Source organism: uncultured Tateyamaria sp. (assembly GCF_947496075.1).
Lineage (GTDB): Bacteria > Pseudomonadota > Alphaproteobacteria > Rhodobacterales > Rhodobacteraceae > Tateyamaria.
This window is the reverse complement of the sequence record NZ_CANMBJ010000004.1, coordinates 652875-679449: the sequence shown is the minus strand read 5'-3', so window position 1 is coordinate 679449 and position 26575 is coordinate 652875. Positions and strand designations below refer to the sequence as shown.

Annotated in this window: 26 protein-coding genes; 15 read left to right on the top strand and 11 right to left on the bottom strand. The window is 59.5% G+C overall.

From position 1 onward, the window contains the following. Positions 1-61: 61 nt before the first annotated feature. The 3 genes from Q1A51_RS15695 to Q1A51_RS15685 form a co-directional block, all read right to left on the bottom strand. Positions 62-844: a 3'(2'),5'-bisphosphate nucleotidase CysQ gene (locus tag Q1A51_RS15695; protein ID WP_299600509.1), complete on the bottom strand. Its 783-nt coding sequence runs from the start codon at positions 842-844 to the stop codon at positions 62-64. Then, positions 831-2180, bottom strand: a complete 1350-nt coding sequence (locus Q1A51_RS15690; RefSeq protein WP_299600506.1) for a TldD/PmbA family protein — start codon at positions 2178-2180, stop codon at positions 831-833. The genes Q1A51_RS15695 and Q1A51_RS15690 overlap by 14 nt, the downstream gene beginning before the upstream one ends. 87 nt (positions 2181-2267) lie before the next feature. Then, positions 2268-3803, bottom strand: coding sequence for a DUF2125 domain-containing protein (locus tag Q1A51_RS15685; RefSeq protein WP_299600503.1), 1536 nt, complete (start codon positions 3801-3803; stop codon positions 2268-2270). A gap of 125 nt (positions 3804-3928) precedes the next feature. Here Q1A51_RS15685 and Q1A51_RS15680 point away from each other — a divergent pair, with 125 nt between their 5' ends. Both Q1A51_RS15680 and Q1A51_RS15675 read left to right on the top strand, forming a co-directional pair. Then, on the top strand, positions 3929-4681 hold the full coding sequence (locus Q1A51_RS15680; protein WP_299600500.1) for an SDR family oxidoreductase: 753 nt from the start codon (positions 3929-3931) through the stop codon (positions 4679-4681). After that, the gene (locus tag Q1A51_RS15675) at positions 4678-5286 is read left to right on the top strand and encodes an enoyl-CoA hydratase/isomerase family protein (protein ID WP_299600497.1); all 609 of its coding nucleotides are present in this window, start codon (positions 4678-4680) and stop codon (positions 5284-5286) included. The genes Q1A51_RS15680 and Q1A51_RS15675 overlap by 4 nt, the downstream gene beginning before the upstream one ends. Positions 5287-5508: 222 nt before the next feature. Here the strand turns inward: Q1A51_RS15675 and Q1A51_RS15670 are convergent, their stop codons facing one another. Further along, the gene (locus Q1A51_RS15670; RefSeq protein WP_299203627.1) at positions 5509-5814 is read right to left on the bottom strand and encodes an HNH endonuclease; all 306 of its coding nucleotides are present in this window, start codon (positions 5812-5814) and stop codon (positions 5509-5511) included. A gap of 131 nt (positions 5815-5945) precedes the next feature. On the opposite strand from Q1A51_RS15670, the gene Q1A51_RS15665 reads away from it, so the two are divergent. Continuing rightward, positions 5946-7220, top strand: coding sequence for a mechanosensitive ion channel domain-containing protein (locus Q1A51_RS15665; RefSeq protein WP_299601136.1), 1275 nt, complete (start codon positions 5946-5948; stop codon positions 7218-7220). After that, on the top strand, positions 7217-8389 hold the full coding sequence (locus Q1A51_RS15660) for a TIGR03862 family flavoprotein (protein ID WP_299600494.1): 1173 nt from the start codon (positions 7217-7219) through the stop codon (positions 8387-8389). Before Q1A51_RS15665 ends, Q1A51_RS15660 begins: the two co-directional genes overlap by 4 nt. On the opposite strand, the gene Q1A51_RS15655 is transcribed toward Q1A51_RS15660, so the two are convergent. Beyond that, on the bottom strand, positions 8386-8976 hold the full coding sequence (locus Q1A51_RS15655; RefSeq protein WP_299601134.1) for a glutathione S-transferase family protein: 591 nt from the start codon (positions 8974-8976) through the stop codon (positions 8386-8388). The genes Q1A51_RS15660 and Q1A51_RS15655 overlap by 4 nt on opposite strands. A 118-nt stretch (positions 8977-9094) precedes the next feature. Between Q1A51_RS15655 and Q1A51_RS15650 the strand changes: the two genes are divergently transcribed. Beyond that, positions 9095-9538: a GFA family protein gene (locus Q1A51_RS15650; RefSeq protein ID WP_299600492.1), complete on the top strand. Its 444-nt coding sequence runs from the start codon at positions 9095-9097 to the stop codon at positions 9536-9538. Positions 9539-9636: 98 nt separating this feature from the next. Here Q1A51_RS15650 and holA read toward each other — a convergent pair whose 3' ends face one another. From holA to Q1A51_RS15630, 4 genes are all read right to left on the bottom strand, one after another. Next, positions 9637-10638: a DNA polymerase III subunit delta gene (gene holA, locus Q1A51_RS15645; protein ID WP_299600489.1), complete on the bottom strand. Its 1002-nt coding sequence runs from the start codon at positions 10636-10638 to the stop codon at positions 9637-9639. Then, positions 10635-11102, bottom strand: coding sequence for an LPS assembly lipoprotein LptE (gene lptE / locus Q1A51_RS15640; RefSeq protein WP_299600487.1), 468 nt, complete (start codon positions 11100-11102; stop codon positions 10635-10637). The genes holA and lptE overlap by 4 nt, the downstream gene beginning before the upstream one ends. A gap of 5 nt (positions 11103-11107) precedes the next feature. Further along, entirely contained in the window at positions 11108-13660 is a 2553-nt protein-coding gene (gene leuS / locus Q1A51_RS15635; protein ID WP_299600484.1) for a leucine--tRNA ligase, read from the bottom strand. An 81-nt stretch (positions 13661-13741) separates the two neighbouring features. Then, positions 13742-14227: a DUF3576 domain-containing protein gene (locus Q1A51_RS15630; protein ID WP_299600482.1), complete on the bottom strand. Its 486-nt coding sequence runs from the start codon at positions 14225-14227 to the stop codon at positions 13742-13744. Between the two features lie 265 nt (positions 14228-14492). Between Q1A51_RS15630 and Q1A51_RS15625 the strand changes: the two genes are divergently transcribed. The 3 genes from Q1A51_RS15625 to Q1A51_RS15615 all read left to right on the top strand — a co-directional run bounded on the left by Q1A51_RS15625 (position 14493) and on the right by Q1A51_RS15615 (position 16739). Beyond that, positions 14493-15482 (top strand): porin, encoded by a 990-nt coding sequence (locus Q1A51_RS15625; protein ID WP_299600479.1) that lies wholly within the window; start codon positions 14493-14495, stop codon positions 15480-15482. A 121-nt stretch (positions 15483-15603) separates the two neighbouring features. Beyond that, a complete protein-coding gene (locus Q1A51_RS15620; protein WP_299600476.1) occupies positions 15604-16257 on the top strand; it encodes a YggS family pyridoxal phosphate-dependent enzyme in 654 nt (217 codons plus the stop codon). Next, complete coding sequence (locus Q1A51_RS15615; protein WP_299600473.1) at positions 16257-16739, top strand: hypothetical protein; 483 nt, start codon at positions 16257-16259, stop codon at positions 16737-16739. The genes Q1A51_RS15620 and Q1A51_RS15615 overlap by 1 nt, the downstream gene beginning before the upstream one ends. Here Q1A51_RS15615 and Q1A51_RS15610 read toward each other — a convergent pair. Then, the gene (locus tag Q1A51_RS15610) at positions 16736-17230 is read right to left on the bottom strand and encodes a L,D-transpeptidase family protein (RefSeq protein ID WP_299600470.1); all 495 of its coding nucleotides are present in this window, start codon (positions 17228-17230) and stop codon (positions 16736-16738) included. The genes Q1A51_RS15615 and Q1A51_RS15610 overlap by 4 nt on opposite strands. Further along, positions 17227-18315 carry a GTP cyclohydrolase II gene (gene ribA / locus Q1A51_RS15605; RefSeq protein ID WP_299600467.1) on the bottom strand — a complete coding sequence of 363 codons (1089 nt, stop codon included), beginning with the start codon at positions 18313-18315 and terminating at the stop codon, positions 17227-17229. Before ribA ends, Q1A51_RS15610 begins: the two co-directional genes overlap by 4 nt. A gap of 162 nt (positions 18316-18477) precedes the next feature. On the opposite strand from ribA, the gene Q1A51_RS15600 reads away from it, so the two are divergent. The 7 genes from Q1A51_RS15600 to Q1A51_RS15570 all read left to right on the top strand — a co-directional run bounded on the left by Q1A51_RS15600 (position 18478) and on the right by Q1A51_RS15570 (position 26570). After that, the gene (locus Q1A51_RS15600; protein WP_299202856.1) at positions 18478-19164 is read left to right on the top strand and encodes a response regulator transcription factor; all 687 of its coding nucleotides are present in this window, start codon (positions 18478-18480) and stop codon (positions 19162-19164) included. 383 nt (positions 19165-19547) lie between these two features. Then, positions 19548-21119: a CoA-transferase gene (locus Q1A51_RS15595; protein ID WP_299600464.1), complete on the top strand. Its 1572-nt coding sequence runs from the start codon at positions 19548-19550 to the stop codon at positions 21117-21119. After that, positions 21116-21883, top strand: a complete 768-nt coding sequence (locus Q1A51_RS15590; RefSeq protein ID WP_299600462.1) for an enoyl-CoA hydratase/isomerase family protein — start codon at positions 21116-21118, stop codon at positions 21881-21883. Before Q1A51_RS15595 ends, Q1A51_RS15590 begins: the two co-directional genes overlap by 4 nt. A gap of 4 nt (positions 21884-21887) precedes the next feature. Continuing rightward, positions 21888-23408, top strand: a complete 1521-nt coding sequence (locus Q1A51_RS15585) for an aldehyde dehydrogenase family protein (protein WP_299600460.1) — start codon at positions 21888-21890, stop codon at positions 23406-23408. Between the two features lie 36 nt (positions 23409-23444). Continuing rightward, complete coding sequence (locus tag Q1A51_RS15580) at positions 23445-24704, top strand: ABC transporter substrate-binding protein (protein WP_299600458.1); 1260 nt, start codon at positions 23445-23447, stop codon at positions 24702-24704. A 91-nt stretch (positions 24705-24795) separates the two neighbouring features. Continuing rightward, complete coding sequence (locus Q1A51_RS15575) at positions 24796-25689, top strand: sugar ABC transporter permease (protein WP_299600455.1); 894 nt, start codon at positions 24796-24798, stop codon at positions 25687-25689. Continuing rightward, positions 25689-26570 carry a carbohydrate ABC transporter permease gene (locus Q1A51_RS15570; RefSeq protein WP_299202839.1) on the top strand — a complete coding sequence of 294 codons (882 nt, stop codon included), beginning with the start codon at positions 25689-25691 and terminating at the stop codon, positions 26568-26570. Before Q1A51_RS15575 ends, Q1A51_RS15570 begins: the two co-directional genes overlap by 1 nt. Positions 26571-26575 lie beyond the last annotated feature (5 nt).

Sequence of the window (26575 nt, the reverse complement as noted above, 5' to 3'; positions counted from 1 at the left end):
ATGGGCTGGGCATGCCGCGCGCAGTTTGCGCATATGGGTCGGAGGGTCAAGGTAATCAGGTCTAACGGACAGGCCCCAACCGACCAACCAATGCGCTGTGGAGATGCGGTCCCGCCGCGACGACACCATTCAAAGCCGGATGGGCGTTGTTGAAACGCAATGGTGCTCCCGTGCGGTCCGTGATCCTGCCGCCTGCCTCTGTCACGATCAGCGCACCAGCCGCGATGTCCCATTCCCAACTGGGCCGCAGGGTGAGCATTCCGTCAAACCGGCCTTGGCCGACAAGCGACAAACGATACGCAAGCGACGGGCGATAATGCCGATCAATTGGCGGGGCGCCATCGCGCCAGTGCTTGTCATGGAACGTGGGTCGTGCAGCCAGAACGGTGCTGTCAGGTGCCATGCCAGCCTGTGTCGCTGTCAGTGATGCGCCATTCAACGTGGCCCCCAAACCAATGCCAGCGGCATAGAGTTTGCCACGGCGCGGCAAATAGATAACGGCAGCGCTGATCTGTCCCTTGTGTGCGATGGCAATTGAGATGGCCCAGGTCCGTCCGCCTTCGACGAAGCTGCGTGTTCCGTCGATTGGGTCGATGATAAAAACCGTGTCAGCCGAAAGGCGAGCGTCGTCATCTTCCGTCTCTTCCGACAGCCAGCCATAATCTGGACGCGCAAGGCGTAGGCTTGATGCAAGCGCATCGTTCACGGCCAGGTCGGCCTCGGTTACAGGGCCTGCATCGTCGGGTTTGTCCCACCGGGCCGCAGATGGACCGACAAAGCTGGTCGCAACCCGCCCCGCGATGCGGGCGGCATCAACCAAAAGGGGCAGATCAGCTGCCGGCAAGGGTCATGCTCGGGATCAACAAGGACGGGACCACGCGGCTCAGATGTGTGCGTGCATCGTTGGCTGGTGTCATTTGGCGCAGCATCTCGATCAAGTTGCCCGCAATGGTGCATTCATTGACCGGGTATGTGATCTGTCCGTTCTCGATCCACATACCCGCCGCCCCGCGTGAGTAGTCGCCGGTGTTCGGGTTGATGGTCGAACCGATCATCGAGGTGACGAGTAAACCGGTACCCATATCGCGGATCAGGTCGTCGCGCGTGGCGGTGCCCGCGTCCAACGTTACATTCCAGTTGGATGGGCTGGGCGGGGCGGATGTGCCCCGTGCTGCATTGCCTGTCGGCGCCATTCCCAACTTCCGCGCGGTTGAAAGGTCAAGTGTCCATCCGGTCAGAACGCCGTTTTCGACAATGGTTCGGCGTTGCGTTGGCAAACCCTCGGCGTCAAAGGGACGTGTGCCCGACGTACGAGGGCGGTGCGGGTCTTCAACCAGGTTCAGGCCCTCCGGCAATACAGTTTGCCCCAGTTTCTCGCGTAGCCAGGACGACCCACGTGCAATGTTTGACCCGTTTGCAGCCGCCAAAAGATGACCAATCAGTGACGATGAAATCCGTTCGTCGAACAGCACCGGGTAGGTGCCGGTGGGTGGTTTCCGGGCGCCGATGCGATCAATTGTGCGCATGCCTGCTTCGGTTCCGATGTCTTCTGCGCTGCGCAGGTCAGATTGAAAGATACGACTGTCGCCGCTGTAGTCCCGCTCCATATTTGTGCCGCTACCTGCGATGGCAACACAACTCAGCGCCCGGTCGGTGCGACGGTAGCCCCCGGAAAACCCATTGCTGGCCGCCAGCCATATGTTGCGCGCGCCATAACCGGCCGAGGCTTGCTCGACCTGGCTGATATTCTGCACGTCCATCGCGGCGGCTTCGGCTGCAAGGGCATCGGACTGCAGATCTTCGGCGGCTGGTTCTGGCGACGCGTCGTTTAGTTCGAGCGCCTCAATGTCCCAATCGGTCGCCAACTGGCTCGGCTCAGCAAGCCCCGCAAAGGGGTCTTCGGGCGCTTCAGCAGCCATGGCGACAGCCCGCATTGCCATCTCTTCGATTGTGCGATCACTGATATCTGAGGCCGAGACGTTGGCCTGTTTCTGCCCAACAAATACGCGCAGGCCGATGTCGACGGATTCGGACCGTTCGGCCTGTTCCAGTGCCCCGCTGCGGACATCCACAGACAGGGATGTCCCCTGAACTGCAATGGCATCGGCGGCATCTGCGCCGGCGGATTTGGCCGCTTGCAGCAAGCGTTGACTTAGGATCGACAGGTCGGGTGGGGTCATTGGTCTGCTCCGCAATCTTGGGCCTGAGGTAGCGGTGCAGTGGGTAAGGTGCAAGGGCGGCGACAGGCGCCGCCCCGCATGTTTGCGTCAGCGGATGCGCTGACCGTTGGCCAGCACGTGGCCTTCACCGTTGACTTCGATTTTCGAGTTGAGGGTGTCTTCGCCCTCACCAGGCACGGCAAACAGGCCCATCATCATACGGGCACCCATGGCTTGATCCTCGGGCAGCAGGCCCATGCCCACCAGCTTGTCGAGCAGCCCGTTGCCACCGACCAGCGTCAAATCAACCGCGCCTTCAGGGCGCGGCATGCCATCAAATGTGGTCAGATCGGTGTTGTCGAACACGAAGTCACCGGCACCGGTCAGACGCGCGCCAACCGCGTCAAGCTCAAGCTTGTTGACGGTCAGTGCGTTCAATTCTCCGGGCACTGTATCCGATTGCTCAAGCGCTTCGGCCTGGTCGGGGTCCAGGAAATCAAACAGCACCTTTGCCTTACCACTCAGATCGACAACAAGTGTCGCTGGGTTCCGGGGCAGTTGCGAAGTTGGGTCAAACAAGCTCCAGATCGCATCTGACATTGAGAAATCGGTTAGCGTGACAGCCATGCCGAAATCCTGCTCGTCATCGGACTTCTGCAAAGGCAACAGGAAGCGTGTACCGATCTCTGCGGCCGAGAAGGACAAAGGCAGCGGCAGCTCTGTGAGCAGCATGTTCATGTCCACACCGCTTTGCGCCACGTCGTACAGCAGGCCATCCGGTCCGATGGAAAAGTCAAACTCTGCACCGGTCGATGTCGCGTTGGCGGTGCCGCTTCCATCCTCCTCGCTGCTGAACGACATGTCGTAGTTGCCACCGGTCGTGGTGAAAGACGCTTGCGCCTGAAAGCCATCGTTCAGCATTGCGTTCATGTCCTGAACATCTGTTTCGATAGGCAGATCACCTGTGCCGTCCAGTTTCAGATCGTTCATCACGCCCTTGATCTGGAAATTGTCGTCGCTTTCCGGATCGTTGAACGCGAAGTCATAGTCGACGGATGCGATGGACATGTCCTGCGACATCTTTCGCACTTCGCCCACCGACGTTTGAACGACCTGTGCCAGATCGGTCATGGTCACGTCCACCTGCGCGATCTCGGGGCCAACCGAGACGCCGTCGATTGTGAGGCTTTGCAAGGCCATGCGTGCGGCTTCAGCCGCATATGTGTATGTCAGGTCGCCCGGATCACCGGACGCAACCAGGCTCGGCGCGGTTTGGTCAAAATCGACAGCTACTGTCACGTCTTCACCGGTTTCCGGCGTAAAGGACATGTTCATTGTTGTGTTTGAGGGCAGTTCGATTGCCACAGTGCCATCGCCTTGCTCGACGAAGTTGATGGACTCAAGCACCACTTTGAAGGCACCCGCACCGGTGTCATCCGCAAATTCCACGTCCAGGGTCATGTCGGATACGGAAACGCTCCCGGCTTCGACTGCTTCGGATGCTGTAATAGTGTAGCCGGCGCTGGACATGTAAGACTGCCAATCGGCCCATACCTCCTCGGCTGTCAGATCCGCTAAAGCGGCAGTGGCGGGCAGGCACAGCGCCAAGGCGGTGCCGGAAAAAAGATGAGAAATACGAGACATATCAGAATCCTTAAACAGCTTTGGCCATATCGTCCGGGACAGTGCGCGGAGCGTCAAGGCCGCAGGCTGGACCTAAGCCGCTGTTGTCCGTACCACAAGACCAAGTCTATGAAGTGGAGGACAGAATGCAGGATATGAGCGGAAAGACGGCGTTGATCACCGGTGCCAGCCGCGGGATAGGCGCAGACACGGCCCGCGTCTTTGCCCAAGCCGGGGCAAATGTTGCCCTTGTGGCGCGCAGTTCCGATGCTGTCGCTGCCTTGGCTGCCGAAATTGGCCCGCAAGCCATCGCTCTGCCCTGTGATGTGAGCAGCTATGCTGCCGTCGAAAGTGCTATGAACGACACGGTTCGCCAGTTCGGAGGTCTGGATGTGCTAGTCGGCAACGCTGGCGTGATTGAACCCATCTCTCATTTGTCCGATGCCGACCCGGATGCCTGGGGCCACGCGATCGACATCAACCTCAAAGGCGTCTTCTATGGCATGCGCGCGGCCCTGCCTTTCATGTTGAAGGCAGGGGGCGGCACGATCTTGACCGTGAGTTCCGGCGCTGCGCATGGTCCGGTCGAAGCCTGGTCGCATTACTGCGCGTCCAAGGCCGGAGCCGCCATGCTGACCCGATGCGTGGACAAGGAAAACGCGGGCTCGGGTATCCGCGCTATGGGACTGTCGCCCGGCACCGTGGCCACCCAGATGCAACGCGAGATCAAGGCCAGCGGTATCAACCCGGTCAGTCAGCTTGATTGGTCCGATCACATTCCAGCCGACTGGCCCGCCAAGGCGCTCCTTTGGATGTGTTCCTCCGATGCAGACGATTGGATCGGGCAGGAGATTTCACTGCGAGATCCCGACATTCGTACACGGGTGGGTCTGACATGATAGAGGTTGATCGCTCTGCCCCGATCTGGACCATCACGATCAATCGCCCGGACAAAGCGGGGGCGCTGACCGAACAGATGCTGGTCGATCTGCGCGACACTGCACGGGATGCACGGCAAGCTGCCGCTGTTATCCTGACCGGGACGGGTAAGGTGTTCAGTGCGGGTGCTGATCTGGATGCGGCGCGCGCGGGCCTCGCAACCTCTCCCTTGTGGGAGGAACTGTCGGGGGCCATCGCTGACTTGCCCGGCCTGACCATTGCAGCCCTGAACGGAACGGTGGCAGGCGGCGCCACAGGGATGGTGCTTGCCTGCGATCTGCGCATTGCCGTGCTATCGGCCAAGTTCTTTTATCCGGTCATGAAGCTGGGGTACTTGCCACAACCCAGCGATCCGGTCCGCATGGCGGCGCTGATCGGTCCCGCACGGACCAAGATGATCTTCCTCGGTGGTCAAAAGTTACCTGCCGCAACAGCTTATGAATTTGGCTTGGTCGATGAACTGGTCGAGAACGGGGCCGTGTTGGATCGGGCTCAGCAGTTATGTATCGATATTGCGGCGGCAAAGAGTGAAACGGCGCGCGCAATAAAGGCGATGTGTAGATAGTTCAGACACAACGGTTGTCAACTTTACGTTACACGTTGTAGGCTTTCTATCAATGGCCCGCGACTCACGCATAGACTACGCACGGCGCGACCCCAAACCTGCTCAGGGTTCGCGGGAACTAACGACGTGTGAGCGTGTAGAATTGCTGGTTTCAGGCGTATTGCGTGACGTTAGCATTCGGCTTGAGGAAAAGCGCACAATCGATACGTCCCCGCGCAAACGCTAACGCTTGCGGCGGGCCCCCGGGACCTTTGATGCAAAGCCCGGTGGACGTTTTGCCACCCATGCAAAGAACTTGGCCAACCGCGGATGTGCGCGCAGCGCTTCGGGCGTGTTGTAGTCGCGGGCCAATTCCGCCTCTGTCAGCGTTGCATGGATCTCGCGGTGGCAAATGTGATGCAGCAACACCGTCGGGCCGCCTTTGCCACCTTTTAGTTTCGGGATCAGGTGATGCAGGCTTTGCGGCGCCTCTGGTGGGATAGGACGGCCACAGAGCGGACAAATTGGGGCTTTGGTCGGGTCGGACAGTGGTATGCTCTCTTGCGCAGATGGGGTTGCCCGTGACAATTGGCGCGTTGTTTGAATGAGGCAAGAGGTGCGCTGTGGAGTTTGATCTCGAAAGCCAGCCCGAGATTGTGCAGACCATTGCGGGCTACGCCATGCAAGGATGGGAGCTGGCGCTGTCCTGGCTGCTCAGCCCTGCGGCATGGTCACAGTTTGCCCTGCTGATCGTTGCTTATCTGGCTGCCGTGGTGATTACGCGCCGCTTGCGGCCGACGCTGGCCCGCGTGCTTGACCCGGGCGATAGTGACGGCATCCTTGCCAAGGCACGCCGTTTCGTGGCGCAATTCCTGCCGCTTCTGCTTCCGCTTCTGGCCTATGTACTGACCGGGATCGGCGAAAGCGTTGTCCGCTCGATCTTTGACAGTGGCGCTGTTATCGCCTTTGGCAAACGGGTGTTCTTGTTTCTGGCCGTGCGTGCGCTGGTGCGGGACATTATCAGCGATCCGTTCCTGAAACTTCTGGGGCGGTACGTTCTGATCCCGATTGCAGCGCTTTATGCTCTGGGGCTGCTCGAATTGGCTGCGACCCGCCTTGAAGAGACGGTTGTGCCGCTTGGCAACCTGTCATTCAACTTGCTCTGGCTCTTACAATTTTTGGCCGTTGGTGGCGTGATATTCTGGCTTGGGCAGTGGTCCAACAGCCAGTCCAGCACCTTCATCCAGAAACAGGAAGAGATGCGTCCATCGCTCCGGCAACTGGTGGCGAAATCGGTCGAATTCCTAATCTTTGGTGTCGCGTTCCTCGTGCTCATGAACATCATGGGTATCAACCTGTCTGCCCTCGCTGTGCTTGGGGGCGCGATCGGCGTCGGCCTGGGTTTTGGCCTGCAAAAGATCGCGTCAAACTTCATCTCGGGCGTCATCCTGCTTGTCGAAGGGCAGGCGACCGTTGGTGATTATGTTGAACTGGATGGAGGCGAGGCGGGCACCATCGTCAAGATGACCGCCCGCGCTGCAATCCTCGAAACTTATGATGGCCGCTGGATCGTTGTCCCGAACGAGGACTTCATTACCACCCGGGTCGTGAACTATTCCGACAGCGGATCGGCGAACCGGTACGAGGCACCGTTTTCGGTCAGCTACAATACGGATATCAACGCGGTACCGGATATCATCAACGCTGCCGTCTCCAAGCTGCCTTTTGTCCTGCACAAACCGGAAGGGCCGGATTGCGAGCTTGTGGGCTTTGGTGACAGCGGCATCGACTTTGCGGTTGAATACTGGGTCAACGGAATCGATGACGGGCGGAACAAATACAAGAGTCATGTGCTTTTTGCGATCTGGAATGCACTCAAGGACAATGGCATCGAAATCCCATATCCGCATCGTGTGGTCGAGATGAAGGGTGAGCTTCGGACCACTTCAGAGTGACCCGCGTTGCCGTGATCGGTGGTGGACCAGCGGGGTTGGCCGCTGCGGAAGTGATGGCCGAGGCGGGACTCGCGGTCACAGTCTATGAGGCAAAGCCAAGCGTCGCACGCAAGTTCCTGATGGCCGGGAAGTCGGGCTTGAACCTGACCAAAGCCGAAGATCTGAGCACCATGTTGCCGCACTATTCGGATGCAACGGATTGGCTGGCCCCGGCGCTGCAGGCGTGGGACAGCGCCGCTGTTGTCCGCTGGGCCGAAGGTTTGGGGCAAGAGATGTTCACAGGCTCAACCGGTCGCGTGTTTCCCAAGGCGATGAAGGCATCACCGCTTTTGCGGGCATGGTTGCAACGGCTGGACGGTCTGGGGGTGAACATCTTGCCCCGACATCGGTGGATCGGTTGGGAGGGTAAGCAACCGATGATGAAAGGGCCGGATGGAACGGTGTCACCCATAGAAGCCGACGCTGTCGTGTTGGCTTGCGGCGGGGCCAGTTGGGCACGGCTTGGGTCCGATGGGGCTTGGGCGGATTGGATCGGTGTCGACACGCACCCCTTCGCGGCGGCGAATGCCGCAGTTGCGGTGGGGTGGTCCGATCATATGGCCAAACATATCGGCCAACCGATCAAGGGCGTCGCGTGGCGTTCAGGTCCGTATCGTTCGCGGGGGGAAGCGGTGATGTCACATCGCGGTCTCGAAGGCGGCGGTATCTATTCCGTCTCGCGCGGGGTGCGCGAAGGCGCTGATCTGTATGTGGACCTGCTGCCTGATTTGAGTGTGGATGATGTGGTCGCCCGGCTGAACCGCCCCCGCGGCAAGGCGAGCTTTGCCAATCATTTGCGAAAGATGCTGCGCCTGTCGCCGTTGAAAATCGCATTGGCTCAGGAATGGGGGCGGCCTTGGCCGGTTGAGACCCTGAAGATTGCCCGGCGGCTGAAGAAGTTGCGGATTACACACAGCGGACTGCGCCCGATGGATGAAGCTATTTCAACTGCCGGAGGTGTGCCTGCCTGTGCGCTGGACGACGCGTTCATGCTGCGGGCACGGCCGGGAGTGTTTTGCGCCGGGGAAATGCTGGATTGGGAAGCGCCGACAGGAGGCTACCTTCTGACCGCGTGCCTCGCCACGGGCCGCTGGGTCGGACAGGGCGCCGTGCGCTACCTGAAGCGTTAGCGACCCGCCGCTGCACGAAACGCGGGCCTCGCACGCAGGCGTTTCGAGTACGCCTTAATGCTGTCGGGCAGCTGTGGAAACTCGACCCCAAAGGCCCAGCCGAAACAATGTACAGCGAGCAGGTCCGGCAAAGTGATCTGGTCGCCCATGATGAAATCACCGGACTGTTCCAACATGCCAGCAAAGATGTCGGCATTGCGGGCAAATTCCTTGTGTAGCGTCGATGAGATATCGGGAAGCCGCAGCTTTTCTGGCAGAACAAAGGTGTGCTTGCTGTGCGTCCAGAGCAGTGCGTCCAACTCGTCAATCAGCCATAGGGTGATGGCGTCCTGCCGTGCGCGTGCTGCTGTTCCGGCGGGGGCTGTCAGCCCACCATGTTTGTCGGCAAGGTATGTCATGATGGCGACGCTGTCGGTCAGCACGTCATCTCCATCTACCAGTGCCGGTATCTTGCCCAGCGGGTTATGCGCTGTCGCTTCGTCCGAGCGGGGGAATGCCTCAACCAGCTCATAGGGCTGCTCCAACTCCTCAAGCATCCAGAGCACGCGAAAGGCGCGGCTTTTGACGGTTCCAATGACGCGGTACATGAGGCCTCCAAGTTGGTTGGTCAGAGGATCGCAGGCCCGGGGCGACGCTGCAAGGTTACTGACAGAATTTGGCAGTTGGGTGGGATACATCATGGGCAACGAGCCAGAGGAGGTCACCATGTCGCGATCAGGATCCTGCATGTGCGGAGCCGTGAAATTCACCATAGCCAAACCCATCACGGAAACCGGCGCGTGCCATTGCAGCATGTGCCGCAAATGGTCCGGTGGCGTTTTCCTGGGTGTGCAGGTGCCGAAAGGTGGAATGCAGATTGAGGGGGAGGACAACCTGACCGTCTACACCTCGTCGGAATGGGCCGAACGGGCGTTCTGCAAACACTGCGGCTCTTCCATGTTTTATCGAGTGACGGCGCCCGGTCCCATGAATGGCGACATGCATGTTGGAATGGGAACCTTTGCGGACGCTTCGGGCATTCCATTAACCGGCGAACTGTTTATCGACCTGAAACCCGACGGCTATGCCTTTGCCGGTGAAGGGCGGCACCAGATGACGGAGACTGAAGTGATGGCTATGTTTGCGGCCCCGCCTGAAGAGCACCCGTGATCCAAAGGCCGCTTGCGCGACGACATTATTGAAGAGGCTCCGCCTCGCGATACGCGCTCAGATGGGTTCTTGATAGGAAAGAAGGACGCTCGCTTGATCTATCGACGCGCAAGCATGGCAAGCCGGATGAAGCAGCGTTCGACCAGCGCAAGAGCCGGCGCATTCTGACCGGCTGAGCGCAACTGTAAGTCTGTGTCAGTCAGTTCCGTCAGGGCCATTTCCAGCTTGGGCGCTCCCCAGTTTCGCGCTTGCGCCAGCATCTTGTCGCGGTTCGGTCCCCAGATCTGGGGACGACCGGAGGTATCGCAAGCTGCGCGGTGCAGCGACCGAAAATGGCGCATGGCACCAATGCACAAGCTGACCGCGTTTACCCCTTGCGCCTGCAACCGCTGCATCACCGGGCCGATCGCTGCTGCGTTTCCGTCACCCACAACCAGCAGAACGTCGTCGACATCCGCTTCGATTGAGGCTGGCGCGCAAGCGGCAATGTCGTCTGCGCTTAGCGGGTCTGGATCGTTGAGCTTGTACAGCCCGACCTTTTCCAGTGTTTGTCGAAAATCTCCCGGCTCCAGTTGGCGTGCGAGGTCCATCAGCAGGTGCATCGCCTCTTGCGGCGGGTTGGTGATGCCAGCGGCGGTTAGGTCGCGTTCAATCTCGTCTCGCGTCGGGGGATTGTCGTAGATGCCTGCGGCATTGGCCGATGGGTGTGCCTCGAACGCCTTGCGGAGTTTTGACGTGGGCTTGAGTGCGCCTGCGGTGACCACGATCTGTGCATCCCCGGCCACCCAATCCGACAGGGCCTCGGTGATGATGGGCCCGACGGTTTCGTTTGCATCTTCGACCAAGGCAACACGGGCGCCGGGAAAAAATCCGATGGCCTTGGTCGCGTCCAGCAACAGGGCGGGCTCCTTGCGCAAATCACCCGCTGCAATCCGGGTCAGGCGCATTTCTTCTTCACCCTGCGGACCGATCAGGGCAGCCACAACCTGTTGCCTTTTCAAGGCGATGCGCATGCCGTCGGCACCGTATATCAACAGGCCCGCTGCATCCGGGTCCGGCTTGGCAAAATACGCAGTCGCCTGGGCCGTGTTCAGCTTCACAGGTCAGAGGCCTGCAGTTGCAGCACAATTTCATCCGCAAGGATGGTCATCAGCCGTTCGACGGCATCTCGTTTGGCCGAAAGGGTCGCAACAGTTGTGCCGGTTGCCGAATAACCCACAAAGTTATCCACAGTGTCTGACCGCAGAACGGCACCTGTCGCAGTGTCCGAAAGTGTATATGTGGCATCGCCAATCACGTGAAACCTGCGGATGTCTCCATCCGGGTCTATGGCGCGCGCTTCTTCCCGCACCGCCAACTCGATGCCAAGCCGGTAGGCGGGGTCACCCGCGCGCCCCAGCCGCTCTTCCAACTGCCGCACCAGAAGGAAGCCTTCGCGGTCGATGGGCGTGTCGACCTGCACACGGTTTTGCAGCTTCGTGCCCGTGCCGCCCGGGCCATAGACGGGCTCGAACCCGCAGCCGGTCAGGATCAGGGTCAGGGCAAGAGCTGCAATGATGCGCATGTCGGTCAGACCACCACGTTGACGATACGGCCCGGCACGACAATCACCTTCTTGGGGGTGCCGCCGTCCAGCGCCTTTTGCACAGCTTCGGTTGCCAGCGCTTGTTTTTCAACCTCGGCCTTGTCCATGTCGGCAGGTACGGTGATCTCACCGCGTCGTTTTCCGTTGACCTGAATGGGCAAGGTTACGGTGTCAGACACCAGCATCGCCTCGTTTGCTGTCGGCCACGGGGCGTTGATCACAAGGCCCTCGCCGCCCTGATGCGCCCAGATGTCCTCGGACAGGTGCGGGGTCATGGGGGCCATGAGTTGGGCAAGCGTCATCACGGCCTCGCGCTGGGCGGCATGGCTGGCCTTGGATTTTTGCAAGGTTGCGGTGAAGCGATAGAGTTTGGCGATGGCCGCGTTGAAGCCAAAGGATTCGACGCCCAATGTCACATCACGGATCGTCTTGTGCATGGCGCGCAGCAGGTCATCGTCGCCTGTGCCCGCGACGTCTTTGTCCATCTGTCCGATGCGGTCGCAAATGTTCCAAACGCGGGACAGGTGTTTGAACGCGGCCTCAGCGCCCGAGGCTGTCCATTCCACATCGCGCTCGGGCGGCGAGTCGCTCAGCACGAACCAGCGTGCCGTGTCTGCCCCGTAGCTGGCAATAATGCCAAGCGGATCGACCACGTTCTTTTTTGACTTCGACATCTTGGCCGACGGGACAACCTGGACCATGGCGCCAGTGGCACCAAGGCGGGCGCCGGATTCGGTCCACTCGATATCCTCGGGCAGATGGTAGACGGGCCGGTCATTCTCGTCCCGGGTCACATAGATCTCGTGCGTCACCATCCCTTGCGTGAACAGCGCGTCAAACGGTTCCTCACAACCTTGCGGCAAGTGCCCGGTGATGCGCATGGCCCGCGCAAAGAAGCGGGAATAGAGCAGGTGCAAGATCGCGTGTTCGATGCCGCCAATGTACTGGTCCACATTCATCCAATAGGCTGCGTCTTCCAGATCGGTGGGCGTCGCTGCGCGCGGCGCTGTAAAGCGGGCGAAGTACCACGAGGAATCAACGAACGTGTCCATCGTGTCAGTTTCGCGCTGCGCAGGTTTGCCACACGATGGGCAGGGCACATTCCGCCACGTCGGATGGCGATCAAGCGGGTTGCCCGGAATGTCAAAGCTGACATCGTCTGGCAATTCGACCGGCAGGTTTTCTTTCTTCTCCGGCACCACACCGCAATCGTCACAATGGACAACCGGGATCGGGCAGCCCCAATAGCGTTGGCGGGACAAGCCCCAGTCGCGCAGACGGTATTGTGTCTGACCCTTCCCAAGACCGTTGGTTTCGAAATAATCGATCGTGGCGTCTATGGCTTCCTGGCTTGTGACCTCACCGATGCCTGCAAAGTGGTCGATGAAGTCGACTTTTTCCGTTTTGGCCGGAACAAGCGCTTCGTTCTCTACCTCGGTGGTGTCACCGGGCATGTAAAATGCGTTCTGAACGTTCAGATCGTATTTGCGCGCAAAATCCAGGTCGCGCTGATCATGCGCAGGACAACCAAAGACGGCACCGGTGCCGTAGTCCATCAAAACAAAGTTGCCGATCCAAACCGGCAGTTCGACATCAGGATAGACCGGGTGCTTGACCCGAATACCCGTATCGATGCCTTTCTTTTCGGCCTTCTCCATTGCGGCTTCGGTCGTGTCCATCTTGCGGCATTCATCGATGAACGCCGCAAGGTCAGGATCGTCGGCCTCAAGCGCCTTGGCAACAGGGTGGTCTGGTGAAACGGCAACAAACGACGCGCCACGCATCGTGTCGGGGCGGGTTGAATAGCAAAGGATGGTGCCCTGCCCATCCGCGCGGACGAAAGGAATGTCGATGCCTCGGCTTTCGCCGATCCAGTTTTCCTGCATCAGGCGCACCTTGGCGGGCCAGTTGTCAAGCTTGCCAAGCGCATCCTTCAGCTCGCCTGCCATATCGCTGATCTTGAAGAACCACTGTGTCAGTTCGCGCCGTTCTACCTCGGCGCCCGAGCGCCAGCCCTTGCCGTCGATTACCTGTTCGTTGGCGAGCACAGTCATATCGACCGGGTCCCAGTTCACCTGCGCGTTCTTGCGATAGACGAGATCGGCTTCGAGCATGTCGAGGAAAAGCGCCTGCTGCTGGCCGTAGTATTCCGGGTCGCAAGTGGCAAATTCGCGAGACCAGTCAATAGACAGGCCAAGCGGCTTCATCTGTCCGCGCATGTCCGCGATATTGTCGTAGGTCCACGTCTTGGGGTGGCCTCCGATGGCCATGGCGGCGTTTTCGGCGGGCATCCCGAACGCATCCCACCCCATTGGGTGCAGCACGTTATGTCCGGTCGACATCTTGTAGCGGGCAATCACGTCACCCATTGTGTAGTTGCGCACGTGACCCATGTGGATGCGGCCCGAGGGGTAGGGGAACATCTCCAGCACGTAGTACTTCGGCTTGTCGGCACTGCGGGTTGCGGTGAACACGCCGGCTTTTTCCCAGGCGGCCTGCCAGCGGGCTTCGATCTCGGATGGGGTGTAGGTGGCCATGGGTTCTGGTCCTGAATGTAAAAACGCCGGGCATGAAGCCCGGCGCATCTGATAATAGGGAATGGGTTGCGCTGAAAGGGCCTAAAGGCGGTTATCAGCCACCCGTAGCTGGCGGGCGCGGGTCAGGATCGCATCTTCGATCGCGCGCACGGTTGCTGTGCTGGCCGGGCCATTGCGGGTTTGCAAGGCCACGTTGAGCGATCGTGCGTCAAGGGCCGGATCGCTGATCAGTACAGTTGCGCGGTAGGCGCGTCCGCCACCGGGCGGGGTGCCAAAGCCGGTGACGATAACGCCTGTGAAGGGATCAACGGATTGAATTGGAAGGAAATCCAGCACCTGCAGGCTTGCCGACCATATGTACTTGTTGACGCGGACGATCGATTCCTGGTTGCGCCGCGCACGCAAGGCTTCGCCAAGGGTGGTTTCGTTCCGCTGGCCTCTTTCGCGCCCAGATGTTTCAGGGTCAGAAGATGGGGTGCTTCCACGGAAGTTTAACCCCCCACATCCAGCCAGAAACATGGCCATGCACATTGTGACCATCCGGCCTGCCACTCGCGTTTTACGCATCGGAATTCCCAACCCATATTCGTTGACGCCCGTGATAGCCAAGTTGACCTGCGCTCGCAAGACGGGGTCACATACCAGGTAGGCTGGTGGGAAAAGTGACCTGCGCAGGATGGCAGTACTGTGGCAAAGCTGCACCAACCATGTCGGAATTGCGGCCACGACCCGATGCGTCGCTTGAGATGCCGAGGCAAATGGTTGAGACAGCATCCATCCCCTCGCCGGATTCCCCGGTTAGGGCGTGTGACTGAAAACCGAGGGAAAACTCATGAAAAAAGTTCTCTTCGCTACAACTGCGCTGATTGCCACCACGGGCATGGCAGCTGCAGACATTAGCTTTGGTGGCTTTGGCCGTTTCGGCCTGATCTACAACGATGGTGCTGACGACGAAACCAGCATCGAGCAGCGTTTCCGCCTGAACATCACAGGTACTGCAACATCCGACAACGGTCTGGAATTTGGTGCGCGTGCGCGTATCGAGACCAACGACGGTGCAGACTCTGACGTTCGCGCGGCTGAATTCAACGTTGAATCCGGCGGCTTCCGTCTGGACATCGGTAACACTTCCGACGTGATCGATTCCGGCGACGTTCTGGACTACTACGGTTACGGCGTAGGCCTGACAGCGATCGTCGAAACATCGACCGGCTTTGGCCTGCCTGTTTCCGGCATCAGCGGCGACGACGATGTGCCTGCAACCATCAAACTGCGCTACAGCGCAGGTGACTTCACAGTTGCAGCGTCGATCACAGACGACCGCGACGTGACATCGCAGTCGATCGTTAACGCAGCTGGTTCCGGTGCTGTCGTTGTGACAGACACAACAGTGTCGCGTGAAGAATGGCAGATCGGCTTTGGCTACAACTTCGGCAACTACAATGTTGGCGTCGCCTTCGGTAACGAAGACGTCACAACTGTGACAGTTGTAGACGGTGGCGCAGCGGCGACTTCGAACGCTGACAACGACTTCTGGGCCCTGGGCTTCGGTGGTGAAATCGGCGCATTCGCCTTCACCCTGCTGGTTGCAGACACCGACGCGAACCCCGACACCGCATACGGTGTGTCGGCCAAGTACGATGTTGGCGCAGCGACTGAAATCCGCTTTGCTTACTCCGAAACCGGCGCAGCTGGCTCCGACACCGACGCCTACGGCATCGGCTTCCGCCACTCGCTGGGCGGCGGTGTATCGCTGCAAGGTGGTGTTGCGGAAGTTGCTGGCGACACCGTTGCAGACCTGGGTGTTCGCTTCGACTTCTAAGTCAGGCACAGCCTAATGATTTGGGGCGGGCCTTTGGCCTGCCCCTTTTCGTTTCTGGACCTTTGCAATTCTCATCGCTCCATGCTTTCTGCGCCCTATCCAAGATGCAAAAGGCGCACCCATGTCCCTTTCCAAAATCAATTCCAGGATCGAAGCTGCCTGTATCAAGGCCGGGCGGGCAGCAGATACTGTCAAGCTGATCGCCGTGAGCAAGGTGCAGCCGCTTGACCGGGTTCAGGCCGTCTTGGACGAAGGGCACCGCCTGTTCGGCGAAAACCGCGTGCAGGAGGCGGCGGGCAAATGGCCTGATTTTCGCGATCAATACGGTGCTATCGACGTGCATCTGATTGGCCCGCTGCAAAGCAACAAGTCCCGGCAGGCAATGGAGTTGTTCCAAGCCATCCATTCTGTTGACCGCCTTAAACTGGCGAAAACCATCGCGCGCCTTGCGCAAGAGATTGGTAAATGCCCCGATATCTTTCTTCAGGTCAACACCGGTGAAGAACCTCAGAAAGCCGGTGTGCTTCCGACAGAGGCTGACGCCTTCGTTGCCGAATGCCGTGCGCTTGACCTGCCCGTCCACGGGCTGATGTGCATCCCGCCTGTCGATGAAGAGCCGTCGTTGCATTTTGCGCTTCTGGCCAAGATTGCAAAGCGCAATGACCTGACCGGACTATCAATGGGCATGAGCAGCGATTTCGAAAGTGCGATCGCGCTTGGGGCCACCCATGTCCGCGTGGGTTCCGCGATCTTTGGCGAACGGCAGGCCACCTGATGCGGTATCTCCTGTTTTTTGCCATGTTCTGGCCCGCTCTTGCAATTGCACAAGGCGTGAAACCGGGTCCCATCACGCCGACGGCCTGGGATGATTACCGCCGCGCGGCCGAACTGTTCAACGCAGGTGCGCGGGTGCAGGCGGGTTGTGTCATGTATCGCGGCCAGTTTCGTGCGCGCCTGATGTTGTTGGCAGACCCGGACCAGTCGTCCGACGGTGGCCCGGCCTTGTTTGCATCCCTGAACGAAACCGTGGCGCGACCGATCAATCAATGGCTGGGCGGGGATCGTGACGACTGGATTGCGGCGTTGGAATGCGCCCGCAAATGGGCTGCTGAAAATGATGATCCGGCCTATCCGCGCGGGCGGTTTGGTGCGATCCACGCCAATGTGCTTGCGGGGCTGGATGAGTTGATCGCGGCGATCCCACCAAAATCTGAATTGCGTGCGCAACGTCGCTCAGCAGGCTTGCCTAACCGCTAGAGGACAATCAGCCGGGTTTCATAACCGATCCGAGGGGCGATCCATCGCAGATCGTCTGGCCGCAGTCCGATACACCCTTCGGTCGGATAGCCGGGTCTGCGCCAACGGTGCATGAATATGGCCGATCCACGGCCCTTTACGGCATAGGGCCAGTTCCAATCGGTCAGGATCACCAGATCATAGAGCGGATCGGCCCGGCGCAACCGCTCATGACTTGGTGCATAAGGTGCCCGCACCATTTGATTGTAGTCGTCATCGTCGCTGTCATCAGACCAAAGATCCCCGGGCCGAATAGGCACCGCCCAATCTGTCGGCGGGGCCATGCGGTCCGGGCGATAAAGCATACCCACAATCCTGTGGCAGCCGCGGGGTGTGGCCCCATCACCCTCTCGCTTTGTGTCGCTTATACCGCCCTTGCCAATTGTGCAGGGAAACCATCGCCCGGCAAAGCGCATCCCGCGCGACGTCACCACCATGTCCCGTGGTGTCACAACAAATGCCCTGACTTCGCCGCCTTGGTCGCAAGGTAGTCTCGGTTGAACCGGTTTTCACCAACCTTCAGCGGCACGCGCTCAGCCACGGTAATGCCGCTCGCTTCCATCATCGTCACTTTCGCCGGGTTGTTGGTCAGCAATCGCACTGCCGTGAATCCCATGGACTTCAGAATATCTGACCCAAGCCGAAAATCCCGCTCGTCATCCTCGAACCCCAGGCGGTGATTTGCGTCTACAGTGTCAAAGCCCTGATCCTGTAGCGCATACGCGCGCATCTTGTTGGCCAGGCCAATCCCGCGGCCCTCCTGGTTCATATACAGCAAAACACCTGCCCCTTCGGCCCCCATCTGGGCCAAGGCGCCGCGCAGCTGCGGCCCGCAATCGCACTTTAAACTGCCCATCACGTCGCCGGTGAAACAGGCCGAATGCAAACGGGCCAGAACAGGCTGGCTGCGGTCTGGCCGACCAATCTCGAACGCATAGTGCTCTTCGCCGCCATCGTCGGGCCGGAAGACATGCAAACGCCCGGCTTCGGATGCTTCGACCGGCAATCGGGCCTGCACCACCGGATGCAAAAGGCTTGAGCCGCCCAACAGGGGTGCTGCCAATGCCAGCGGCACGGCGGTCAGGCCATGTGTGGCCGCAAAACCTAACCCGTCTGTAATCTCAACGCACAGCGCGGCTGGCAATAACTGAGCTGATTTGCATAACTGTAACGCCGCACGATGCGGAGCCGCATCCCCGTCGCGGACTGAACGCAAGGGCCCTTTCATCGGCGTCGCCAAGTCGTCAGCCGGATCGGCCAAAGACTTCAGCCACCCCAAGGCCGCAGCTTCAGGCACAGCGATCCGGGCCACATCACCATCGTAAACGCGGGCCTTCAAAGTGTCTGCCCGCCAGCCTGTCAGGGCTAGCTCGGGTGCTGCGCCAAGGGCTCGCAGCCCAACCAACCGTGCCTCGGTCAACGTCTCGACTGCCACGGCCAACATATGGGTGTCACCCAGGACCACAATTGGCACACCCATCCGCAGATCGGCCCGTGCCCGCGCCAGCGTCTCGACGATATCCGGGCCCAGCCCCATGTAACAAATCCTCTCCTACACCCCGCCCGACATAAGCAAATCGCGCGAGAATTGAAACATTTGCCCGTTCACCGACACATGGGCGTGAAACAAAAGGCCCATAACTTGCTGAAACAGCGAAGGCAGCGCATTTATCATTCAACTTCAAGGGAGACGAGGCCCATGGCGCAACTTAAAAAAATTCTGCTGGTCGACGACGATGAGGACCTGCGCGAGGCGCTCAGCGAACAGCTGATCATGACCGAAGATTTCGACGTGTTCGAAGCGGGTAACGGTCAGGACGCATTGGTTAAAGCCAAGGAAGCGATCTACGACCTCGTGATCCTTGATGTCGGCCTGCCCGACACCGACGGTCGCGAACTGTGCCGGGTCATGCGCAAGCAGGGGGTCAAGTCGCCCATTCTGATGCTTACCGGCCACGATACTGATGCGGACACGATCCTCGGCCTTGATGCAGGTGCCAACGACTATGTCAGCAAGCCCTTCAAATTTCCCGTCCTTTTGGCCCGCATCCGCGCCCAGCTGCGCCAGCACGAACAGTCTGAAGACGCCGTGTTCACCCTTGGGCCGTACACGTTCAAGCCGTCCGTGAAGATGCTGATCACGGAAGATGACCGCAAAATCCGCTTGACGGAGAAAGAAACGAACATCCTCAAGTTCCTCTACCGTTCGACCGAAGGCGTGGTGGCGCGCGATGTGCTGCTGCACGAGGTTTGGGGGTACAACGCAGGCGTCACGACCCACACGCTCGAGACGCATATCTACCGTCTACGCCAGAAAATTGAACCAGATCCGTCCAATGCCCGCCTTCTTGTGACCGAATCCGGTGGGTATCGTCTGATTGCCTGAGATTGATTTGGGTCAAGGCAGACATGTTTGCCATGGCCCAGATTGAAGGCACGAAAGCCCGCACATGCCGGGGCCGCCGCGCGGCAAAGCATGTACCTCCCTGTTGGACTTGCCCGGGCCTGAGTGCCCGGGTTTTTTTATTGCGGTTCGGTTCTGTGGTCGGCGACGCGAAATCTCCAGCCGAATCGGTCACGGCACTGGTGATCGTGTCCTTCATCTTGGATGAAGCGCGACGCACAGCCGTTAACCCAGTAAACTTGGAGTTCGTTCCGTAAATTGAACACCTTGCCGGGTATGAGATTACGTCTTGCAAGAATTGGAACGTTCCAGTAGTGATTAATGGAACGTTCCAAAAGCGATGAGCTTGGCGTGGGGAGGATACTATGAAGAAGGTCGTGCCAGCTGCCGAAGCCGCGCGTCAGATTCCGGATGGGGCCGTGCTGTCCGTATCTTCTTCTTCGACGTTGGGGTGTCCGGACGCGATGCTCAAGGCAATTGGCGAACGGTTCACAACCGAAGGGCATCCACGCAACATCACTTCACTGCATCCGATTGCGGCCGGGGATGTGTATGGCGTCAAAGGCATGGATCATCTTGCCAAAGACGGTTTGCTTGCCCGCGTATTGGCCGGGTCCTATCCGTCCGGTCCATCCAGTGTCGAAATGCCAGAGATCTGGAAGATGATCGTCGAGGATCGCGTTGCCGCCTACAATGTTCCGTCCGGCATCATGTTCGACATGCATCGTGAGGCGGCGGCGCATCGTCCCGGTGTCTTGACCAAAGTGGGGCTTGAAACCTTCGTGGACCCAAATCTTCAGGGTTGTGCGATGAACGACAAGGGCGCCGCAGCGCCCATCGTCAACCGAGTGGCGTTCAACGGTGAAACCTGGCTGCATTTCCCGAATGTCATACCGAATGTGGCCATCATTCGGGCCACCACAGCGGATGAGCGCGGCAATCTTACCTACGAACACGAAGGCGCCTATCTGGGCGGTCTGGAACAGGCCATTTGCGTGCGCAACAACGGCGGGGTGGTCATTGCGCAGGTCAAGCGTGTGACTGCCAATGGTAGCCTTCGGCCCCATGATGTGCGGGTTCCCGGCCATCTCGTGGACTACGTCGTTGTCGATGCGGATCAGAAGCAAACCACTGAAACAGCCTATGATCCGGCAATTTCGGGAGAGATCATGCGGCCCTGGGACAGCTTCTCGCTGGCGAACCATGGCATTGAAAAAGTGATCGCTCGCCGCGCAGCAATGGAACTGCGTCGTGGGATGACAGCCAATCTTGGGTTCGGGATCAGCGCCATGGTGCCTCGGGTCCTGCTTGAGGAAGGGCATCCAGACGGCGTGACATGGGCCATTGAGCAGGGGGCTGTCGGGGGTGTGCCGCTGACCGGCTTCGCCTTTGGATGCGCGTCGAACGCGGATGCGTTCGTGCCCTCTCCGCAGCAATTCATCTACTTTCAGGGGGGCGGCTTTGACATGTCGTTCCTATCATTTCTTGAGGTCGACGTGGAAGGCAACGTCAACGTCTCGAAGCTTGGCAAGAAACCCTATCTGACGGCTGGATGCGGTGGATTTGTGGACATCACTGCCCGGGCTAAAAACATTGTGTTCTCCGGGTGGTTCGAGGCGGGGGCAAAGGTCAAGCTGCTCGATGACAAGATCGAAATCGCGGAACCCGGCAAGTTCACCAAGATGGTGGACGAGGTTGAGCATGTGACCTTCTCGGGAAAGCGCGCGCGCGAACAGGGGCAGAACGTGCTTTATGTCACCGAACGATGCGTGATCGCGCTGACCGGCAACGGTCTGGTTGCCACCGAAATCATGCCGGGTGTGGACCCGGCAGAGCATATCGTCGGGCCTTCGCAAGGCCGTGTGCAAGTGGCGGAGAATGCCAAGATCATGCCGAAGGCACTGCTTGCCGACGCTCCAATGGGCCTCGCACTATGAGTGAGGTTGTTTGCACATATCATCGGGACACGGCCGTTCTGACGCTGTCCAACGAGGCGAAGCTGAACGCGTTCACAACGGCAATGCTGAGATCGCTTGAGGCACATCTCATTGAAATTGAACACCGCCCCGACATTCGGGCTGTCATTGTGACCGGTGCGGGACCGAAAGCGTTTTGTTGTGGTGCAGACATCGCTGAATGGGGCGGACTTGGCCCGGCCGAGTTTGCGCGCCATTGGATCCGGGACGGACACCGGATCTTTGATATGCTGGCACGGCTGTCCAAGCCGACGATCGGGGCCATAAATGGCCATGCGTTTGGTGGTGGACTGGAACTGGCCGCCTGCTGTGATGTGCGCGTGATTTCTACTCAGGCGACGCTTGGACTTCCCGAAGGCAAGGTCGGCATTGTGCCGGGTTGGTCCGGCACACAGCGCCTTGTGCGGCTTCTTTCTGAGCCGGTTGTAAAAGAGATGGCGATATTCGGGCGGCGCATCACTGCTGAACGCGCCCACATGCTCGGATTTGCCGCGGATGTGACCGACGATGCGCTGGCCACCGCAAAAGAAATGGCCGCATCCTTGAGCGCCCTATCGCCACGCGCAAACGAACTGACCAAGGCTATGATTCACGGTGCCGTGGGCGAAGATCGGGGCGCCGCGATCGAGGTGCTTGGCAGCGCGGCAGCTGCCGCCAGCGCCGACCGTGATGAAGGCGTGCAGGCATTCCTTAAAAAGCGCGCAGCCAGTTTTGATGGATCTTAAGACGATGAATGACCTGACGATCAATAAGGCGATTGACTACGCACTGCCTTCTGCCTTTGCCGGGCGTCATCTGATTGAGGGCAAATGGGTCGAAGGCACCGAGACATTCGACCGTGTATCGCCGTCGCACGGTACGGTTGTCAGTGTATCGGCCAAGGGCGACGCGGCGGTTACAGAGCAAGCCATTCTCGCCGCGCGGCGTGCCTATGATGCGGGGGTTTGGAGCCGCATCTCGGGCAAGGAACGTGCGACCGTTCTGCTTCGGGTCGCGGACTTGATCGAGGCCAAAGTTGAACGCATCGCGTTGCAAGAGACATTGGAAAGTGGCAAGCCAATCTCCCAGGCGCGTGGCGAAGTGGGCGGTGCGGCAGACCTATGGCGCTACGCCGCATCACTTGCGCGGACCACGCATGGCGACAGTCACAACACGCTTGGCGAGGATATGCTGGGTGTCGTCGTCAAAGAACCAATTGGCGTGGTGTCCATCATCACGCCGTGGAACTTCCCGTTCTGGATCCTGTCCCAGAAACTCCCTTTCGCTTTGGCCGCTGGCTGCACGGTGGTGGTCAAACCGTCCGAGATGACGCCGTCTTCAACTGTGATGATGGGCGAACTGCTGATGGAGGCGGGATTGCCTGCGGGCGTCTGCAACATCGTCCTGGGCTACGGTGAGCCGGTCGGCAGTCTGATGTCGACCCATTCTGACGTCGATATGGTGACCTTTACCGGCTCAACCGCCGTTGGCAAGCTGATCACGCAAAGTGCATCCGGGACGCTGAAAAAGGTCGCGCTTGAACTGGGCGGCAAGAACCCTCAGGTGATCTTTCCCGACGCCGATCTGGAAAGCGCCGCCGATGCCGTAACCTTCGGCGTCTATTTCAACGTCGGGCAGTGCTGCAATTCGTCCAGCCGCATCATCGTGCACGAGGATATCGCGGATGCGTTTGTGGCCCGCGTGGTTGCGCTGTCCAAACAGGTGAAGTTTGGCGACCCGCTTGATCCGTCCACGCAAGTCGGTGCCATCGTTACGCCTGAACACAACGCCAAGATTGACGGGTATGTGCAGGCCGCCATTGCCACCGGTGCCAAGCTTGAGCTTGGTGGGGACACTCTGTCCGTCGATGGGCTTGGCCGACAATTCTATCAGCCGACCGTCATCAGTGGTGTGACACCCGACATGGCAATTGCGCGGGAAGAGGTCTTTGGCCCCGTTCTGTCGGTATTGACATTTCGCACGCTGGACGAGGCCATCGCGCTGACCAATGACAGCGATTATGGCCTCTCCGCAGGCGTCTGGAGCGAAAACGTCCACACCTGTCTGGAGTTTGCACGCCGCGCCGAAGCGGGTACGGTTTGGACCAACACCTGGATGGACGGATACCCAGAACTGGCCTTTGGCGGCATGAAGCAATCGGGGCAGGGACGCGAGATTGGCCGCTACGGCTTTGATGAATTTCTCGAGGTGAAATCAATGGTCATGCGCATCGGACGCAGCCGGGCACCTTGGGTCGAGACGTGCGCATAGCGTGCGTCACTGCAATCGCAAAATGGGAGGAAACCAATGCGTTCTTTTTTGAAGACTAAAACAGCAATCGCGCTGGCGCTGACGGTCAGCGCCGGTGCCGCTCACGCAGATGGGCATGGCGGTGTCGAGGTGTTGCACTGGTGGACATCGGGCGGTGAGGCCGCCGCGTTGAACGTTCTGAAGGAAGACCTGGAAGGTCAGGGCGTCGGCTGGACCGATATGCCGGTTGCGGGCGGCGGTGGCGAACAGGCGATGACTGTTCTGCGCGCACGCGTCACTGCTGGCAATGCGCCCACGGCCGTTCAGGGCCTTGGCTTTGACATTCTCGACTGGGCAAACCAGGGCGCTCTGGCGAACCTCAATGATGTCGCCGCGGCAGAAGGGTGGGACGACGTGATCCCGGCTGCCCTGCAGCAATTCGCAAAGGTCGATGGCAAGTGGGTTTCGGCCCCCGTGAACGTGCACTCGACCAACTGGGTCTGGGCCAACAAGGCCGTGCTCGATGCCAATGGCATCGCTGTCCCAACCACATGGGAGGAGTTCACCGCCGCTCTGGATACCCTCAAGGCAGCAGGCGTGACGCCGGTCGCGCACGGCGGGCAGGCTTGGCAGGATGCCACCGTCTTCGACGCGGTGGCGATGTCCGTGCTTGGCCCTGATGGCTACCAGGCCGCGTTCATCGACCTTGATGAAAGCGTTCTGGGTGGCGACGGCATGAAAGAGGCGTTCGACCGTATGGCCGTGATCCGCGAAAACGTGGACGAGAATTTCTCGGGCCGTGACTGGAACCTCGCAACTGCCATGGTCATCAATGGCGAAGCCGGTTTCCAGATGATGGGCGACTGGGCCAAGGGCGAGTTTCTGAACGCGGGCAAGGTGCCGGGCCAGGACTTCCTGTGCTTCCGCTTCCCCGGCACGTCTGATCAGGTCACGTTCAACGCGGACCAGTTCATGATGTTCGACCAAGGCGGAGCCGTTTCCCCGGAACAGGCCAAGCTCGCCACGGCGATCCTGTCGCCCTCGTTCCAATCCGCCTTCAACGTGGTGAAAGGGTCGGTTCCCGCACGCACCGACGTGTCGAACGAGGCGTTTGACGATTGCGGCAAGAAAGGCATGGCCGATCTGGCTGCCGCCGCATCATCGGGCAACCTCTTTGGTTCCATGGCCCACGGCCATGCCAACCCTGCGTCGGTGAAGAACGCGATCTACGACGTGGTCACGGCGCATTTCAACGGCGAGTACGACAGCGAAACCGCTATTGTGGAACTTGTCGACGCGGTGTCGATCGCCAAGTGATCCTCCCTTGGCGGGGCGGTGGAATAATGCCGTCGCCCCGCCGCTTTGGATGCACAACAAACCAATGACTTCTGGGTGAGGAGGGCGCGTCATGGCACAGGCTGCCAACGCGGATTTCAAGACACGGCTACAGACATGGTTGCCCAAGCTGGTGCTTTCACCATCGCTGGCCATGGTCCTGATCTTTGTCTACGGGTTCATCGCGTTCTCGGTCTATCTGTCCTTTACCGACAGTCGGCTTCTGCCGTCCTTCGGCTGGATCGGATGGGAGAATTACTCCAAGCTCTGGCGCCTCAGCCATTGGGAAACGTCGATCACCAACATGGGCATCTTTGCCCTGCTCTATATCGGGATCTGCACGGTCCTTGGGCTTAGCCTCGCGATCTTTCTTGATCAGAAAATCCGGGCCGAAGGGTTCATTCGAACCGTGTACCTCTACCCGATGGCACTCAGCTTCATCGTCACGGGCACGGCGTGGAAATGGTTTCTTGATCCCGGCATCGGGCTTGAGAATGTCATGCAAAGCTGGGGCTGGACCAGTTTCGAATTCGATTGGATCAAGAACCGGGATTTCGCCATCTACACCGTGGTTCTTGCCGCCGTCTGGCAGACAAGCGGGTTTGTCATGGCCATGTTCCTTGCGGGTCTGCGCGGGATCGACAACGAAATCCTCAAGGCGGCGCAGATGGATGGCGCCTCGAATTGGAACCTCTATCGCCGGATCATCATTCCACAGTTGCGGCCCGCGTTCTTGTCGGCCTTCGTGATCCTCAGCCACCTCGCCATCAAGACGTTTGACCTTGTCATCGCTCTAACCGGCGGTGGCCCCGGGCGGGCAACCGAATTGCCCGCGACCTTCATGTATTCCTACACGTTCTCACGGAACCAGATGGGGATCGGCGCGGCCTCGGCCACGATCATGCTGATGACCATTGCCGCCATCATGATCCCATACCTCTACGCCGAATTGCGGGAGAAGAAGTGATGGCGCACGCGACTCAAGATACCGCCATCCGCACAGGGCGTGCCGTGCGCATGCTGATCTACCTCGTGCTGATCCTGTTTGCGCTGTTCTACATGCTGCCGCTTTACGTGATGCTGGTGAATTCGGTGAAGCCGCTGGAAGAAATCACAGGCGGCGGCATGATGAACCTGCCGCAGCTCTGGACGCTGGAACCGTGGGCCAAGGCGTGGTCCTCGGCCCAGATCGGGGTCGAGCCTACGGGCCTGTCCCCGTATTTCTGGAATTCGATCAAGATGGTCGTGCCTGCTGTCGCCATCTCGACCATCCTGGGCGCCCTCAATGGCTATGTGCTGACCAAATGGCGGTTTCGTGGCGACACGATCCTGTTTGGCCTCATGCTCTTTGCCTGTTTCATCCCGTTTCAGATCGTTCTGATCCCCATGGCGCGGATGCTGGGCCTGATGGGGTTGGCCGGAACAACCTGGGGGCTTGTGCTGGTGCACGTGGTCTACGGGATCGGGTTCACGACGCTGTACTTCCGCAACTACTACGCGGTCTTCCCGACCGAACTGGTGCGCGCAGCGCAGATCGACGGGGCAGGTTTTTTCCAGATATTCTGGCGTATTCTTCTGCCCTCGTCAGGCCCCATCGCCGTGGTGTCGATCATCTGGCAGTTCACCAACATCTGGAACGATTTCCTCTTTGGCGCCTCCTTTGCTGGCGCTGACAGCCAGCCCATGACGGTTGCGCTTAACAATCTGGTGCAGGCCAGCCACGGGGTGAAGGAATACAACGTTCACTTCGCCGGTGCGATCCTGGCCGCACTTCCCACTCTCCTCGTCTACATCGTCGCGGGCCGCTATTTCGTGCGCGGTCTGATGGCTGGCTCCGTCAAAGGATAAGACCC

Coding starts and splice junctions, on each gene's coding strand:
- Q1A51_RS15675 (WP_299600497.1), top strand. CDS start 4,678: ATGATAGAGGTTGATCGCTCTGCCCCGATCTGGACCATCACGATCAAT.
- Q1A51_RS15690 (WP_299600506.1), bottom strand. CDS start 2,180: ATGACCCCACCCGACCTGTCGATCCTAAGTCAACGCTTGCTGCAAGCG.
- Q1A51_RS15600 (WP_299202856.1), top strand. CDS start 18,478: ATGGCGCAACTTAAAAAAATTCTGCTGGTCGACGACGATGAGGACCTG.
- Q1A51_RS15575 (WP_299600455.1), top strand. CDS start 24,796: ATGGCACAGGCTGCCAACGCGGATTTCAAGACACGGCTACAGACATGG.
- Q1A51_RS15570 (WP_299202839.1), top strand. CDS start 25,689: ATGGCGCACGCGACTCAAGATACCGCCATCCGCACAGGGCGTGCCGTG.
- Q1A51_RS15680 (WP_299600500.1), top strand. CDS start 3,929: ATGCAGGATATGAGCGGAAAGACGGCGTTGATCACCGGTGCCAGCCGC.
- Q1A51_RS15590 (WP_299600462.1), top strand. CDS start 21,116: ATGAGTGAGGTTGTTTGCACATATCATCGGGACACGGCCGTTCTGACG.
- Q1A51_RS15595 (WP_299600464.1), top strand. CDS start 19,548: ATGAAGAAGGTCGTGCCAGCTGCCGAAGCCGCGCGTCAGATTCCGGAT.
- ribA (WP_299600467.1), bottom strand. CDS start 18,315: ATGGGGCTGGGCCCGGATATCGTCGAGACGCTGGCGCGGGCACGGGCC.
- Q1A51_RS15625 (WP_299600479.1), top strand. CDS start 14,493: ATGAAAAAAGTTCTCTTCGCTACAACTGCGCTGATTGCCACCACGGGC.
- Q1A51_RS15580 (WP_299600458.1), top strand. CDS start 23,445: ATGCGTTCTTTTTTGAAGACTAAAACAGCAATCGCGCTGGCGCTGACG.
- Q1A51_RS15630 (WP_299600482.1), bottom strand. CDS start 14,227: ATGCGTAAAACGCGAGTGGCAGGCCGGATGGTCACAATGTGCATGGCC.
- Q1A51_RS15585 (WP_299600460.1), top strand. CDS start 21,888: ATGAATGACCTGACGATCAATAAGGCGATTGACTACGCACTGCCTTCT.
- Q1A51_RS15665 (WP_299601136.1), top strand. CDS start 5,946: ATGCAAGGATGGGAGCTGGCGCTGTCCTGGCTGCTCAGCCCTGCGGCA.
- Q1A51_RS15620 (WP_299600476.1), top strand. CDS start 15,604: ATGTCCCTTTCCAAAATCAATTCCAGGATCGAAGCTGCCTGTATCAAG.
- Q1A51_RS15650 (WP_299600492.1), top strand. CDS start 9,095: ATGTCGCGATCAGGATCCTGCATGTGCGGAGCCGTGAAATTCACCATA.
- Q1A51_RS15615 (WP_299600473.1), top strand. CDS start 16,257: ATGCGGTATCTCCTGTTTTTTGCCATGTTCTGGCCCGCTCTTGCAATT.
- leuS (WP_299600484.1), bottom strand. CDS start 13,660: ATGGCCACCTACACCCCATCCGAGATCGAAGCCCGCTGGCAGGCCGCC.
- Q1A51_RS15655 (WP_299601134.1), bottom strand. CDS start 8,976: ATGTACCGCGTCATTGGAACCGTCAAAAGCCGCGCCTTTCGCGTGCTC.
- Q1A51_RS15685 (WP_299600503.1), bottom strand. CDS start 3,803: ATGTCTCGTATTTCTCATCTTTTTTCCGGCACCGCCTTGGCGCTGTGC.
- lptE (WP_299600487.1), bottom strand. CDS start 11,102: ATGCGCATCATTGCAGCTCTTGCCCTGACCCTGATCCTGACCGGCTGC.